Raw genomic sequence first — 14,638 nt, forward strand, 5'->3', positions numbered from 1 at the left:
GCGTCAGATGTGTATAAGAGACAGGGCTTGATCTCACCCTCACCGCCGCCGGCGCCGCCGCCCGGCCGGGCGCCGTCGACCGTCACGGTGAACCCGTCGCCCTTGGGCCGGGGATAGTCCTGCCGGAAGCTGTTGATGAACTCCTCTGGCCGGACCTGGTGCCGGCCCGGCGCCCCGCCCTCCTTGAGCAGGCGGCGCGCGTAGTCGTACGAGGCGGTGTCCACGTCGAGCGCGAATGTCGAGAGGTAGTCGGCGGGCGGCGCGATGTCCCGCTTCTCCTCACCCGGCGTGTCACGGTCAGGCCCGCCCTTGCCGCCGTCCGGTACGAGGGGAGCCGGCGCGCCGTCCGGCGCCGGCGCGTACCCCTCCGAGGAGTCGGTCGCCAGGTTCTCCGAGCCGCTGCAGCCCGCGGTGAAGAGCACACCGCCGGCCAGGGCGGCCGCCAGTACCGCCTTGCCCAACCTCGTACGCGTCGCTGTTCGGAATGTCATCCGGACTCCCCCTCGTGTCGTCGGCACTTGTGAATGTGACGTCCGAGAGGGCTGGCGGGAGCCGTCGGCAGAGTTGCGGAAGAGTCTCAATGCGGCAACGGGCCGAGCCTTTTGCCCACTACGCCCCGTATCGCCCCTACGAGACGATGTCCTTGCGGGCGAAGTTGCGGAACGCGAGCGCGAACAGGACCAGCGCGTACGTGACGGAGACGGCGGAGCCCTTGAGCATGCCGCTCCACTCCAGCTGCGGCTGAAGGGCGTCGATCCAGGCGAACTGCCAGTGGGCGGGGAGGACTTCGCGCCAGCCGCCCAGCGCGGTGACGGCGTCGAGCACATTGCCGACGATGGTCAGGCCCACGGCTCCGCCGACCGCGCCCAGCGGGGCGTCGGTCTTCGTGGAGAGCCAGAACGCCAGCCCGGCGGTCACCAGTTGGGAGACGAACACGAACGCCACGACCAGGCTGATCCGTGCCAGCGTGTCGGCGGCCGCCAGCGATCCGCCGGTGGGCAGCTCCAGCGGTCCCCAGCCGTAGGCGACGGTCCCGGAGACCAGGCCCACCAGCGGCAGCAGCACCATCGCCGCCGCGCTGAAGCCCAGCGCCACGGCCAGCTTGGACCACAGCAGTCTGGTGCGCGGTACCGGTGCGGCCAGCAGATAGCGCAGGGACGACCAGTTGGCCTCCGACGCGACGGTGTCGCCGTGGAACAGCGCCACCGGCACCACGAGAAGGAAGCCGGCCGACACGAACAGGCAGGTGGCAGCGAAGTTCGCGCCGGACGCCGTGGCGGTGTCCATCAGCGTGATCCGGCCGTTGTCCCGGCCGTCCGGTGTGCCGCCGATCGCGAAGGCCGCGATCAGGACGAGCGGCAGCGCGCCCAGCACCCCGGCCATCACCAGCGTCCGCCGTCGCTTCAGCTGCCGCATCGCCTCGACCCGCAGCGGCAGCGTGCGGCGGGCACGGTAGCCGGGCGCGGACCCGACGGGCACGGGCCTCGTCGTGCCGGTCTCCACGGGCGCGCTCATGCGGAACCTCCGATCAGGGTGAGGAACGCGTCCTCCAGGCGGCGGTGCGGGCCCACGCCCGTCAGGGGCACGTCCAGGCGCACCAGTTCGGTGATCATCTCGGTGGCGGTCGCTCCGTCGAGCCGTACGAGCAGTCCGTCGCCGGCGCGGACCGCGGAACCGATCCCGGGCAGAGCGGCGATCTTCTCGACGAGCGGCTCCGGCACCTCGCCGTCGACGGTGACGAGCAGGGTGTCGCTCTCGCCGGTGATCTCCGCCACCGGCCCGGCCTGCACGAGCCGGCCGCGGTCCATGACCACCAGGTGGGTGCAGGACTGCTCCACCTCGGAGAGGAGGTGGCTGGAGACGATGACGGTCCGTCCGCCCTCGGCGTAGCGGATCATCACGTCCCGCATCTCGCGGATCTGCGGCGGGTCGAGCCCGTTGGTCGGCTCGTCGAGGATGAGCAGATCCGGCATGCCGAGCATGGCCTGCGCGATGGCGAGCCGCTGGCGCATGCCCTGGGAGTAGGTGCGCACCGCGCGGGCCAGAGCGTCGCCGAGGCCGGCGATCTCCAGTGCCTCCTCGATGTGCGCGTCGGCCGCGGGCCGGCCGGTGGCCTGCCAGTACAGCTCCAGGTTGTCGCGCCCCGACAGGTGCGGCAGGAATCCGGCACCCTCGACGAACGCGCCGACACGGGAGAGGACGGGCGCGCCCGGCCTGATCGCGTGGCCGAAGACCCTGATCTCGCCCTCGTCGGGCCGGATCAGGCCCATGAGCATCCGCAGCGTGGTGGTCTTGCCGGCGCCGTTGGGGCCGAGGAGGCCGAGCACCTGGCCCTTCTCGACGCGGAAGGACAGGTCCCGCACGGCGTACCGGTCGGCGGAGCGGGAGTACTTCTTGGACAGGCCGGTGATCTCCAGCGGCACGTCGGCGCGTTCCGCGTCGGGGGGCGGTGCGAGGGCGCGGCGGCGGGCGGTGAGCAGCAGCGCCGCTGCCACGACCGCGCCCGCGGCGGGCATCGCCCACACCCACCACGGCAGGCCGGCCGCCTGCGTCTTCACGGCGGGCGCGGTGGGCACCGTGAGATCCCCGGCGAGGGAGACGGTGTAGGTGGCGGGGGCGGCCGGGGACGCGTAGCCGAGGTCGGTCGCCGACAGCACGAGACGCAGCCGGTGCCCGGCGTCGACCTCGTGGTCGACGGCCGGCAGGGTCAGCCGTACCTCCTTGCCGGCCTTCGCGTCGTCGACCCGTACGGGGGCGACGAGCTGAGAGGGCAGCACCTGCTGCCTGCCGTCCGGTCCGACGTCGTAGACCTTGCCGAACAGGACGGCCTCGCCGCTGTCCGAGGCCACCTTCACCCGGACCGTGGGCGAACCGGTGATCCGGACGGATGTGTCGAGCGGCTTCGACGCGAAGCTCGCGAACTGGCCGGGGAAGTCGAGGGACAGTCCGATGCCCAGGGAGGACAGCGCGCCGGCGCCGCCGCTGAGGCCGGGGACGGCGGAGATGGCGGGCGGGGTGCCGCCCGCCGGGTTGGAGAACCGCTGCTCGCGGCCGGTGAGCGCGAACTGCCGGGTGCCGTCGGTCAGGCCGGGGTAGGCGGGGCCGGTCGCTCCGCGCAGCAGCGCCTGGCCGTCGGTGGAGTCGACGCCGCCGGTGCGGCTGACGCGGAAGGCGGGACCGGTGTCCACGCTCTTGTCCTGCTTCAGGTACCGGTCGAACCAGTCGCCGATGCGGCCCTCGACGCGGCCGGTCTCCCGGTCGCCGCCGTCGTGGCCGCCGGCGATCCAGTCGACGGCGACGGGTGCGCCGTTGGCACGGATCGTCTTCGCCATGGTGTCGGCGTGCGAGAGCGGGAACAGCGAGTCGGACTGACCTTGCACGATCAGCGCGGGCGTTTTGATGCGGTCGCCGACCGCGGAGGGGCTGCGACTCTCGAGGAGCTCGCGCGCCTCCCCGTCGGGCCGGCCCGCCACGGCGACCCGCTCGTACATCGCGCACAGGGTCGGCTCGAAGGGTCCGCATCCGGCCGGGTTCGCGGGGGCGGGTGCGGCGGCCCCGCCGGGTGCGTCGGCTGCCTGGTCCCGGCCGGCCGGGGCCTCGCCCGCGGGCGGCTCCTCGGGGGTGTCGGGCCGGACCTGGCCGCTACCGGGCGCCGTGTCCAGGGAGGCGGCGGAGCCGGTGGAGAAGAAGATCCCGGCCCACAGCTTCTTGAAGACGCCGTCGGGGAACAGGGCGTCCGCGAGGTTCCAGTAGGTGATCTGGGGTGCAATCGCGTCGACCCGGCGGTCGTGGGCGGCGCCGAGCAGGGAGATCGCGCCGCCGTACGAGGAGCCGCTCATGCCGACGCGCGGGTCGCCGTCGGCGTCCAGCGTCACCTCCGGCCGCTTCGCCAGCCAGTCGATCAGCCGGGAGACGTCCTTGACCTCGCGGTCCGGGTCGTTGAGCCCGATCTGCCCGGTGGAGCGGCCGAAGCCGCGGGCCGACCAGGTCAGTACGGCGTACCCGTCGCGGGCCAGCTTTTCGGCCTGTGCGCGGACGTCTTCCTTGCTGCCGCCGAAGCCGTGCCCGAGCAGGACGGCGGGCCGTCGCTCGTCGCCGCCGCTGGTGAAGTACGAGGTGTCGATCTTCGCTCCGGGCATGCTGTGCACCCGGTCCTCGCGGTGCACGGCGGGCGCGGCGTCGTCGGCGACGGCGGTCCACGTGCCGGCGCCGGCGAGCACGGCGAAGGCGGCGACGCCCGCGAACCAGCGGCCCCGCGGCCGGGGAAGTCGGATCTCCATGGTGGAAACCCTAAGCGCACGGCGGTCCGCCGTCGGCTGCCGCCGGGTGGAACCGGTGCGCCTCCTGAAGTAGTACGCGCTGCCGTCTTCGTACACCGGACGCGGTACGGCGCGGGTCTGTGGGGCCGGGAACGGCGGCGACCCCGCACACCGGACATTCCGGACTCGTGACGGCGGGCACACAAGATCCACACGTACTGAACCCCCTTCAGAAGGGGTATTTATCCGGCCAGTTACTCATCAGTCGCGCCCTTGTGTCGTAGGTCACACCACGGGACCCTGGCTCTCGCAACCGCACGTCCTGGCACCATGCACGCCCGTACTTGCCCGTAACAACCGGTCAACGAAAGGTCAGGTGCACGAGATGAGAGCAACTGCCCGTCGCGCCGGGGCGCTGATATCAGCCGCCGCCGCCGCGACCGGTCTCCAGTTCGCCGTATCCCCCACCGCGCACAGCGCGTCCATCGGCGATCTTCGTCTCGCTCCCACTGCAACTGCCGTCGACAACAGCTGGATCGTCGTCCTCAAGGACGGCACGACCCGCGCCGCCGACCTCGGCGTCGCACCGAAGCACACCTACAACAACGTCCTGTCGGGCTTCTCCGCCGCGATGCCCGCCTCGAAGGCCAAGGCGCTCGCGGCCGACCCCCGGGTCGCCTACGTCGAGCAGAACTCCACGGTCCGGCTGAACGACACGCAGCCGAACGCTACATGGGGCATCGACCGCATCGACCAGCGGAACCTGCCGCTGTCGAAGACGTACACCTACAACACCCCGGCGTCGAACGTGAACGCCTACATCATCGACACCGGCATCCGGACCTCCCACAGCGAGTTCGGCGGGCGCGCGAGCATCGGCACGGACACGGTGGGCGGCGGCCAGAACGGCCAGGACTGTCAGGGACACGGCACCCACGTCGCCGGCACGGTCGGCGGCAAGAACTACGGGGTCGCCAAGAGCGTCAACCTCATCGCCGTACGCGTCCTCGACTGCCAGGGCTCCGGCACCACCGCCGGCGTCATCGCCGGCATCGACTGGGTGACCGCCAACGCCAAGAAGCCGGCCGTGGCCAACATGAGCCTCGGCGGCAGCGCGAGCGCGTCGCTGGACGACGCGGTGAAGAAGTCGATCGCCTCCGGCGTCAGCTACTCCGTCGCGGCGGGCAACGGCCTGCCGATCCTGGGCATCCCGGCGAACGCGTGCAACTACTCGCCCGCCCGCGTCCCCGAGGCGATCACGGTCGGCGCGACGGACAGCTCCGACCGCAGGGCATCGTTCTCCAACTACGGAACGTGCCTCGACCTGTTCGCGCCCGGCGTGGACATCACCTCGGCCTGGAAGGACAGCGACACCGCCACCAGCACCATCTCGGGCACGTCGATGGCGACCCCGCACACCGCGGGCGTGGCCGCTCTCTACCTCTCGGCCAACCCGACGGCCACCCCGGCGCAGGTCCGGGACGCCCTGGTGAACAACGCGACGACGGGCAAGGTCCAGAGCCCGCTGACCGGTTCCCCGAACAAGCTGCTCCACTCGCTGTTCTAGCCCGCGGAGGGCACCAGATGCCCGAGGAGCCCCGTGTCCGCCGGATACGGCCGTTCCTCGGGCAGCAGCAGTGCCGCCCCCTCCCGGTCCCCTTCGCGCACAAGCCGGTGCGCCTCGTGGGCGAGCGGGGTCACGTCGGTGATGCCCACCGTCCACTCGTCCGCGTAGCGGCCTGCCGCCTCGCCGCCGAGTCCCAGCTGCAGCGACCGATGGGGCAGCGCGTTCAGCCCGAGATCCCGCTCCGGGTCCCACTGCACACGCGCCGGCGCCCGCCGCAGCTCCCGCTTCCACGCCGCCCGGCTTTCGTGCACACCGGCCTGCCAGTGCGACAGGCAGGCGTTGCGCAGCGCCCATTCGAAGCCGTCCCGCCGGATCTCGACGGCGAGCACGGTCTCCTGGTCGGCCTTGGTCGCCCAGCCGCAGCGGTACATCATCCACAGGAACGACGGCTTGATCCACGTCATCCGCTCCCGCTTCCACGCCGCCGGGAACCGCCCGTCGCGGGCGGCGGGCACGCCGATGGCGGGGTGGTACGCCTGGTAGACGGTGACGGTGTCGTCGGTGTACCGGGCGCGTATGCGGTAGCGCGGTTCGTCGTTCATGGTGCCCAGCGTGCGCCCGAACCTCTTTGCCGGGCCAACGGATTACGCCCTAGGCTCACGCCCATGAACATGAACACCTTCGGAGGTCGTGCCGCGTAGGCGGCCGGGGCACGTTCGTGCCGAGCAGCGGGTGCGGGAGCGGTGCCGGAAGAACCGGGCGCGGCCGATCTCGGGCATCTCGCGGCGCACGCTGTACGAGATCGTGCGCATCGAGGAGACCCGCAACCATCTGTGGACCGGCGCCGTCGGCGAGTCCCTCGCGCTGTGGCGGGGCTTCGTCGGCCGGCCCGACCGGCGACTGTGGCAGGACGACGAGAGCGGCTGCACCGAGTGGCTCTGCTGCGGTGATCCCCTCCGCGCCCGCGACATGCTCGAGGGCGCCGTGCTGGCCCTTCCCCGTCGCGCCGCGCGTGAACTGCGGGCCGTCGTCCTCGCGTTGGACGACCGGTACTGAGACGCGGCCCGCGCGGGATCCGCACGGGCCGCGTCGCACGCGTGTCAGTGGTTGCGCGGGAAGCCCAGGTCCACACCCGCCGGGGCGTCCGCCGGGTCGGGCCAGCGGGTGGTGACGACCTTGCCGCGGGTGTAGAAGTGCACGCCGTCGTTGCCGTAGATGTGGTGGTCGCCGAAGAGCGAGTCCTTCCAGCCACCGAAGGAGTGGTAGCCCACCGGCACGGGGATCGGCACGTTCACGCCGACCATGCCGGCCTCGATCTCCAGCTGGAAGCGGCGGGCCGCGCCGCCGTCGCGCGTGAAGATCGCGGTGCCGTTGCCGAACGGCGAGGCGTTGATCAGCGCCACGCCGTCCTCGTAGGTCTCCGCGCGCAGCACGCAGAGCACCGGGCCGAAGATCTCGTCGCGGTAGGCGTCGGAGTCCGTGGAGACCTTGTCGAGCAGGGACAGCCCGATCCAGTGGCCGTCCTCGTAGCCGTCGACCGTGTAGCCGGTGCCGTCGAGGACGACCTCCGCGCCCTGGGCGGCCGCGCCCGTGACATAGGAGGCGACCTTGTCGCGGTGGGCGGCCGTGATCAGCGGGCCCATCTCGGAGGTCGGGTCGTCGCCCGGACCGATCTTGATCTTCTCGGCCCGCTCGCGGATCTTGTCCACCAGCTCGTCACCGATCGCGCCGACGGCGACGACCGCGGAGATCGCCATGCAGCGCTCGCCCGCCGAGCCGTATGCCGCCGACACCGCGGCGTCGGCGGCGGCGTCGAGGTCGGCGTCCGGCAGCACGAGCATGTGGTTCTTGGCACCGCCCAGCGCCTGGACGCGCTTGCCGTTGGCGGAGGCGGTGGTGTGGATGTAGCGCGCGATGGGGGTGGAGCCGACGAACGAGACCGCGGCCACGTCCGGGTGCGCGAGCAGCGCGTCGACGGCCACCTTGTCACCGTGCACGACATTCAGCACGCCGTCGGGCAGACCGGCCTCCGCCGCCAGCTCGGCGAGCAGGTTGGCGGCCGAGGGGTCCTTCTCGCTCGGCTTGAGGACGAAGGTGTTTCCGCAGGCGACGGCCAGCGGGAACATCCACATCGGCACCATCGCCGGGAAGTTGAAGGGGGTGATGCCGGCGACGACGCCGAGGGGCTGGCGGATCGAGGACACGTCGACCCGGCTGGACACCTGGGTCGACAGCTCACCCTTGAGCTGGGTGGTGATGCCGCAGGCCAGCTCCACGATCTCGAGGCCGCGGGCCACCTCGCCGAGCGCGTCGGAGTGCACCTTGCCGTGCTCGGCGGTGATCAGGGCAGCGATGTCGTCGCGGCGCGCGTCGAGCAGGGCGCGGTAGCGGAAGAGGACCGCGGTGCGCTGGGCCAGCGACGAGGTGCCCCACGTCGTGTACGCCTCGCGGGCCGCGGCCACGGCCGCGCCGACCTCGTCGGCGGAGGCGAGGGCGACACGGGTGGTGACGGCTCCCGTCGCCGGGTCCGTGACCGGGCCCCAGTTCCCCGACGCACCTTCGACGGTCTTGCCACCGATCCAGTGGTTGACGGTCTTCGTCATGACGAAAAGCTCCTTCAGAGATGGCGGCGTCGGGCGGCGGCCTGCCGGTCGTACTCCTCACGGGCCTTCACCGCCGACGGGCGGGTCGCGGTCTCGGCCACAGGAACATCCCACCACGCCTGTGCGCCGGGCGAGCCCGACACAGTGTCTGCCGTTCCGGTCTCCACGTAGACACATGTGGGCACGTCGGCCGCGCGGGCCTCGGCCAAAGCTTCACGCAGGTCACGCACGCTGCGGGCGCGGATCACCCGCATCCCGAGGGACTCGGCGTTGGCGGCGAGGTCGACGGGCAGCGGCGGGCCGGTGAAGGTCCTGTCGGCGGCCCGGTGCCGGTAGGCGGTGCCGTAGCGCTCCGCTCCCACCGACTCGGAGAGGCCGCCGATGGAGGCGTAGCCGTGGTTCTGGAGGATGACCATCCGGATCGGGACGCCCTCCTGGACGGCGGTCACGATCTCGGTCGGGTTCATGAGGTACGTGCCGTCTCCGACGAGCGCCCACACGGGCCGGCCGGGTGCCGCCATGGCGACGCCGATGGCGGCGGGGATCTCGTAGCCCATGCAGGAGTAGCCGTATTCGACGTGGTACTGGTCGGCGGACCGGCTGCGCCACAGTTTGTGCAGGTCGCCAGGGAGGGAGCCGGCCGCGTTGATGAGGATGTCGTCGCCGGTCACCAGGGCGTCGAGCGCGCCGAGGACCTGTGCCTGGGTGGGGGCGGCGTCGGCGTCGGGGGCGGTGAAGGCCGCGGTGACCCGCTCCTCCCAGGCCGCCTTCGCCGCTGTGTAGCGCGCCCGGTGTTCGGCGTCGACGCGGTGGTCGCCGAGCGCCGCGGTGAGTTCCTCGAGGCCGGCGCGCGCGTCGGCGACGACCGAGAGGCCGGCCATCTTGTGGGCGTCGAAGGCGGTGATGTTGAGGTTGACGAAGCGGACCGTCTCATGACGGAACAGCGTCGAGGAAGCCGTGGTGAAGTCGGACCAGCGCGTGCCGACGCCGATCACCAGGTCCGCGGTGCGGGCCAGGTCGTCGGCCGTGGCGGTGCCGGTGTGACCGATGCCGCCGATGTCGCACGGGTGGTCGTACGGCAGCGATCCCTTGCCCGCCTGGGTCGAGGCGACCGGGATGCCGGTCGCGTCGGCGAACGCCCGCAGTGCCTCCTCGGCCTCCGAGTGGTGCACGCCGCCGCCCGCGACGAGCAGCGGCCGGCGGGCGGAGCGCACGGCGGCCGCCGCCTGCGCCAGTGCCTCCGCGTCGGGGCGCGGCCGGCGGATCCGCCACGTCCGCTCGGCGAAGAACTCCTCGGGCCAGTCGTACGCCTCCGCCTGCACGTCCTGCGGAAGCGCGAGCGTGACCGCGCCGGTCTGCGCCGGGTCGGTCAGGACCCGCACGGCCTGGAGCGCGGCGGGCACCAGCGCCTCCGGGCGGACGATGCGGTCGAACCAGCGGGAGACGGGACGCAGGCAGTCGTTGACCGACACGTCGCCGGCGTAGGGCAATTCGAGCTGCTGGAGGACCGGGTCGGCGGGCCGGGTGGCGAAGGTGTCGCCGGGGAGCAGCAGGACGGGGAGGTGGTTGATCGTGGCCAGCGCGGCGCCGGTGACCAGGTTGGTGGCGCCGGGGCCGATGGACGTGGTGACGGCCTGCGCGGAGAGCCGGCGCGACTGGCGGGCATGGCCGACGGCCGCGTGGACCATGGCTTGTTCGTTGCGGCCCTGGAGATAGGGCATGTCCTGGTGGCTCTCGAGGAGTGCCTGGCCGACGCCCGCCACGTTCCCGTGTCCGAAGATGCCCCAGGTGGCGCCGATGAGCCGGTGGCGGCGGCCGTCGCGCTCGGTGTACTGGTGGGCGAGGAACGCGACGAGGGCCTGGGCGGTGGTCAGCCGTCGGGTGGTCACCGGTAGCCCTCCGAGCGGTCGGGGTGGAAGCGGATCAGCCACTGGCGGTCGTCGCCGGGGCCCGCCATCACATTGAGGTAGTACATGGTGTGGCCCGGTTCCGCGATGGACGGGCCGTGCCAGCCGTCGGGCACGAGGACGGCGTCGCCGGTGCGTACCTCGGCGAGGAGGTCGGCGCCGCCGGGACGGGACGGGGAGACGCGCTGGTAGCCGAGGCCGCCGCGGTCGATCTCGAAGTAGTAGATCTCCTCGAGTTCGCTCTCCTCTCCCGGCCGGTGCTCGTCGTGCTTGTGCGGCGGGTAGGAGGACCAGTTGCCTCCCGGGGTGAGCACTTCCACGGCGATCAGGCGGTCGCATGCGAAGGTGTCCGCCGCGGCGAAGTTGTGGACCTCGCGGGCCTGACTGCCGCTGCCGCGGGCCTCGACGGGTACCTCCGGCGCGGGGCCGTAGCGAGCGGGGAGTCGGCGCTCGCACCTCGCTCCTGCCAGGGCGAAGCGGCCTCCCGCGCCGGAGGCGATCTGGGCATGGGCGTCTCGCGGCACATAGGCGAAGTCGCTCACTCCGCCGAACACGCTTTCCCGCCCCTGCAGTTCAAAGATCTCGCCTTGCGTGTGCACGGTGCAACCGCCGGTGAGCGGCAGCACGATCCACTCGCTGTCGCCGGCGGTCAGCAGATGCGACCCGCCCGGCGGAAGTTCGAGCACCCGGAGGGCGGAGTACTCCCAGCCCGCCTCGTCGGGTCCGATGCTCAGGGCGTACGGCGCGCTCGCGGCGCTGCCGGCCGGGACGTGGAGACCCTGCTGCTTGGTGTTGTCGTCCATGCCTTGTGCGTACCCCCTAGAGCAGTCCGACGGCCGTGTCAACCGCGCCCGCCACGTCGCCGTCGACCGGATAGAGCAGTGAGCGGCCCACCACCAGTCCCTGCACCGTGGGCAGTTGCAGCGCGCCGCGCCATTTCTCGTAGGTGCCGTCCTGGTCGTCGCCTATCTCACCGCCGAGCAGCACCGCCGGCAGGGTGGAGGTCTCCAGCACCGTCCGCATGTCGTCGGGGTCGTCGGTGACGGGCACCTTGAGCCAGCTGTACGCGGAGGTGCCGGCCAGCCCGGAGGCGATGGCGATGGACAGGGTGACGGCCTCGGCGCTGAGATCGTTGCGGAGCCGGCCGTCGGTGCGGTGACAGATGAACGGCTCTATGAAGACGGGAAGCCGACGCTCGGCCATCTCGTCGACGGCGCGGGCGGCCGCGTCCAGTGTGTCGAGGGAGGCCGGGTCGTCGTAGTCGATGCGGAGCAGCAGCTTGCCCGCGTCGAAGCCGAGCCGTTCGAGGTCGCGCGCGCGGTGCCCGGTGAATCTGTCGTCGAGTTCGAAGGCGGCGCCGGCCAGTCCTCCGCGGTTCATGGAGCCCATGACGACCTTGTCGTCGAGGGCGCCGAGAAGGAGCAGGTCGTCGAGGATGTCGGCGGTGGCGAGGACGCCGTCGACGCCGGGCCGGGACAGCGCCAGGCAGAGCCGCTCCAGCAGGTCGAGGCGGTTGGCCATGGCGAGGGGGCGGTCGCCGACGGTGAGTGCTCCGCGGGCGGGATGGTCGGCGGCGATGATCATCAGCCGTCCGCTGTCGCCGAGGAGCGCGGGCCGACGCCGTCTGCGGACGGCCGCTTCGGCGACCGCTTCCGGGTGGCGGGTGCGGATGCCGACGAGCTCGGCGATGTCGACCCGGCTCACGACGGCTCCGCCTCGGCCCGGGCGGCCTTCGGCGGGGTCGTGCCCGGAGCGGACGGGGACGGGGCCGTGCCCGGCGGGGCCGGGGGCGGGCTGGGGTCAGGCGGTGGCGGGCCGCCCGCGAGGACGGTCTCCACCTCCCGCGCGTACGGCATCGCCGTCGAGCAGGCGAGCCGGGACGCGACGATCGCCCCTGCCGCGTTGGCGTACCGCATCGTCTGCTCCAACTCCTGGCCGGCGAGCAGCCCGTGGCACAGTGCCCCACCGAACGCGTCACCTGCGCCGAGGCCGTTGACGACGTCGACCGGCACGGGCGGGACCTCGGCCAGGGTGCCGTCGCGGTTCAGTGCGAGCACGCCTTTTGGGCCCTGCTTGACGACCGCGAGTTCGACGCCGGCGGAGAGCAGCGCGCGTGCGGCGGCGAGCGGCTCGTGCTCGCCGGTGGCGACCTCGCACTCCTCGAGATTGCCGACGGCGACGGTGGCGTGGGCGAGAGCCCGCGCGTAGTAGGGCCGCGCCTCGTCCGGGTCCTGCCAGAACATCGGCCGCCAGTCGAGGTCGAACACGGTCGTCCCCGCGCTGGCCCGGTGCGCCAGCGCGGCGAGCGTGGCCGACCGGCTGGGCTCCGCGCACAGCCCCGTACCGGTCACCCAGAAGACCCGTGCGTCACGGATCGGCTCCAGGTCCAACTCGCCTGTGCGGATCTCCAGATCGGGGGCCTTCGGCTGTCGGTAGAAGTAGAGGGGGAAGTGGTCGGGCGGGAAGATCTCGCAGAAGGTGACCGGCGTCGGGTACGCGTCCACGGGTGTGACCCAGCGGTCGTCCACGCCGAACTCCCGCAGCGCCTGGTGCAGGTACTCACCGAAGGCGTCCTGCCCGGTCCGGGTGATCAGCGCGGTCCGCCGGCCCAGCCTGGCCGCGGCGACGGCGACGTTCGCCGCCGAACCGCCGAGGAACTTGCCGAACGTGTCGACCTGCGCCAGCGGGACCCCGGCGCGCAGCGGATAGAGGTCGACCCCGATCCGGCCCATCGCGATCACGTCATACGGCTGAGGCATGCGCGTCCCTTCGGTTCGAACCGCCGGCGTGACTCAGGTCTAGCCCTCTCCCGCGAACCCTGTCAACATTTTGTCCTTACATTCGGACCAAGCCTTGACACCTTTCTCCGGCGGCCGGAAAGCTTGCCGCCATGACCTCATCCGTCCCCGCCCTGAACCGCATCCGGGTCGGCTCGGCCCCCGACTCCTGGGGGGTGTGGTTCCCCGACGATCCCCGTCAGGTCCCCTGGCAGCGCTTCCTGGACGAGGTGGCCGACGCTGGTTACGAGTGGATCGAGCTCGGCCCTTACGGCTATCTGCCGACCGACCCGGCCCGACTGGCTGAGGAGACCCGGCGGCGCGGCCTCAAGGTCTCGGCGGGGACCGTCTTCACGGGGCTCCACCGCGGTCCGGCCGTGTGGGACGAGACATGGGCCCATGTGTCCGACATCGCGGCGCTCACACAGGCGATGGGCGCTTCGCATCTGGTCGTGATCCCGTCCTTCTGGCGCGACGACAAGACGGGCCGAGTGCTCGAGGACCGCACGCTCACCCCGGAGCAGTGGCGCGACCTGACGGCCCAGACCGAGCGGCTGGGCCACGAGGTGCGTGAGCGCTACGGCCTGCGGATCGTCGTCCACCCGCACGCGGACACCCATATCGACACCGAGGAGAACGTCACGCGTTTCCTCGACGCCACCGACCCCGACCGGGTCTCGCTCTGCCTGGACACCGGCCACTACGCCTACTGCGGCGGCGACAGCGTCAAGCTCATCGAGACCTACGGGGAGCGGATCGGCTACCTCCATCTCAAGCAGGTGGATCCGGCGGTCCTCGCCCAAGTGGTCGCCGAGGAGGTGCCCTTCGGGCCCGCGGTGGGACGTGGGGTGATGTGCGAGCCGCCCGCCGGGGTGCCCGCCCTCGAACCGGTACTGGCCGCCGCGCAGTCGCTGGGCGTCGACCTGTTCGCCATCGTCGAGCAGGACATGTACCCGTGCCCGCCGGACAAACCGTTCCCGATCGCCGAACGCACGCGCGGTTTCCTCCGCTCCTGCGGCGTCTGAAACTCCGCATCACATCTGTCACTGTTGTCGCCGTCGCATCACACTTGTCTCGATTACGCGCGCCATATGTCACAGACCGTCAACAGCCGCACTCCCTCCGCCACTCCACATCGTTCAACGGGCACAGGCTCAGTGATCGCCAGCGTCCGCGCGGCAGCTTCCCCGACGGCATACCGACCGCCTCTGCTGCGCACGCAGGGAGGTGCCCCACATGACGGACAGAAGGCTCTGGTCCTACAAGGACATCGCCGCGCACATCAAGGTGCAGCCGGACACCGTCCGCTCGTACCGCAAGCACGGCCTGCTGCCACCGCCCGACCACGTGGAGGCCGGAAAGCCGTACTGGTACGCGGACACGGTCCGCCGCTGGGTGGCCAACCGGCCCGGGAACAGAGGCCGCAGGGAGTGAGAGGCACCCGGCGCGAGAACTCGGCCCCGCACCGGTGACGGTGCGGGGCCGCTCCCGTGCCACCGAACACGCACTTCCGCTGAATCCGAAC

The 14,638-nt window shown here is 71.9% G+C and carries 13 protein-coding genes; 4 read left to right on the plus strand and 9 right to left on the minus strand.

Going from position 1 to position 14,638, the window contains the following annotated elements:
- From ACWGH4_RS17230 to ACWGH4_RS17240, 3 genes are all read right to left on the minus strand, one after another.
- On the minus strand, positions 1-461 hold a 461-nt coding region (locus ACWGH4_RS17230), incomplete at its 3' end, for a VWA domain-containing protein (RefSeq protein WP_453461287.1).
- A 166-nt stretch (positions 462-627) separates the two neighbouring features.
- The gene (locus tag ACWGH4_RS17235) at positions 628-1,515 is read right to left on the minus strand and encodes an ABC transporter permease (RefSeq protein ID WP_453461290.1); all 888 of its coding nucleotides are present in this window, start codon (positions 1,513-1,515) and stop codon (positions 628-630) included.
- Positions 1,512-4,280 carry an alpha/beta fold hydrolase gene (locus ACWGH4_RS17240; RefSeq protein WP_453461293.1) on the minus strand — a complete coding sequence of 923 codons (2,769 nt, stop codon included), beginning with the start codon at positions 4,278-4,280 and terminating at the stop codon, positions 1,512-1,514. Before ACWGH4_RS17240 ends, ACWGH4_RS17235 begins: the two co-directional genes overlap by 4 nt.
- 355 nt (positions 4,281-4,635) lie before the next feature.
- Here ACWGH4_RS17240 and ACWGH4_RS17245 point away from each other — a divergent pair, with 355 nt between their 5' ends.
- Positions 4,636-5,826, plus strand: coding sequence for a S8 family peptidase (locus ACWGH4_RS17245; RefSeq protein WP_453461296.1), 1,191 nt, complete (start codon positions 4,636-4,638; stop codon positions 5,824-5,826).
- On the opposite strand, the gene ACWGH4_RS17250 is transcribed toward ACWGH4_RS17245, so the two are convergent.
- Positions 5,823-6,428, minus strand: coding sequence for a DUF4291 domain-containing protein (locus ACWGH4_RS17250; protein WP_453461299.1), 606 nt, complete (start codon positions 6,426-6,428; stop codon positions 5,823-5,825). The two genes, ACWGH4_RS17245 and ACWGH4_RS17250, sit on opposite strands and share 4 nt — an antisense overlap.
- 88 nt (positions 6,429-6,516) lie before the next feature.
- On the opposite strand from ACWGH4_RS17250, the gene ACWGH4_RS17255 reads away from it, so the two are divergent.
- Entirely contained in the window at positions 6,517-6,882 is a 366-nt protein-coding gene (locus ACWGH4_RS17255) for a hypothetical protein (RefSeq protein WP_453461301.1), read from the plus strand.
- A gap of 44 nt (positions 6,883-6,926) precedes the next feature.
- On the opposite strand, the gene mmsA is transcribed toward ACWGH4_RS17255, so the two are convergent.
- From mmsA to iolC, 5 genes are read right to left on the minus strand one after another with little or no spacing between them, the layout of a single operon-like run.
- Complete coding sequence (gene mmsA / locus ACWGH4_RS17260; protein WP_453461304.1) at positions 6,927-8,429, minus strand: CoA-acylating methylmalonate-semialdehyde dehydrogenase; 1,503 nt, start codon at positions 8,427-8,429, stop codon at positions 6,927-6,929.
- 14 nt (positions 8,430-8,443) lie between these two features.
- Complete coding sequence (iolD, locus tag ACWGH4_RS17265; RefSeq protein WP_453461307.1) at positions 8,444-10,318, minus strand: 3D-(3,5/4)-trihydroxycyclohexane-1,2-dione acylhydrolase (decyclizing); 1,875 nt, start codon at positions 10,316-10,318, stop codon at positions 8,444-8,446.
- A complete protein-coding gene (gene iolB, locus ACWGH4_RS17270; protein WP_453461310.1) occupies positions 10,315-11,139 on the minus strand; it encodes a 5-deoxy-glucuronate isomerase in 825 nt (274 codons plus the stop codon). Before iolB ends, iolD begins: the two co-directional genes overlap by 4 nt.
- A gap of 16 nt (positions 11,140-11,155) precedes the next feature.
- A complete protein-coding gene (locus ACWGH4_RS17275) occupies positions 11,156-12,040 on the minus strand; it encodes a Cgl0159 family (beta/alpha)8-fold protein (protein WP_453461313.1) in 885 nt (294 codons plus the stop codon).
- Positions 12,037-13,095: a 5-dehydro-2-deoxygluconokinase gene (gene iolC / locus ACWGH4_RS17280; RefSeq protein WP_453461316.1), complete on the minus strand. Its 1,059-nt coding sequence runs from the start codon at positions 13,093-13,095 to the stop codon at positions 12,037-12,039. The genes ACWGH4_RS17275 and iolC overlap by 4 nt, the downstream gene beginning before the upstream one ends.
- 131 nt (positions 13,096-13,226) lie before the next feature.
- Here iolC and ACWGH4_RS17285 point away from each other — a divergent pair, with 131 nt between their 5' ends.
- Positions 13,227-14,138 (plus strand): sugar phosphate isomerase/epimerase family protein, encoded by a 912-nt coding sequence (locus ACWGH4_RS17285; RefSeq protein ID WP_453461319.1) that lies wholly within the window; start codon positions 13,227-13,229, stop codon positions 14,136-14,138.
- Between the two features lie 211 nt (positions 14,139-14,349).
- Positions 14,350-14,547: a helix-turn-helix transcriptional regulator gene (locus tag ACWGH4_RS17290; RefSeq protein ID WP_037774626.1), complete on the plus strand. Its 198-nt coding sequence runs from the start codon at positions 14,350-14,352 to the stop codon at positions 14,545-14,547.
- Positions 14,548-14,638 lie beyond the last annotated feature (91 nt).

Source organism: Streptomyces sp. NPDC054847 (genome assembly GCF_053610925.1).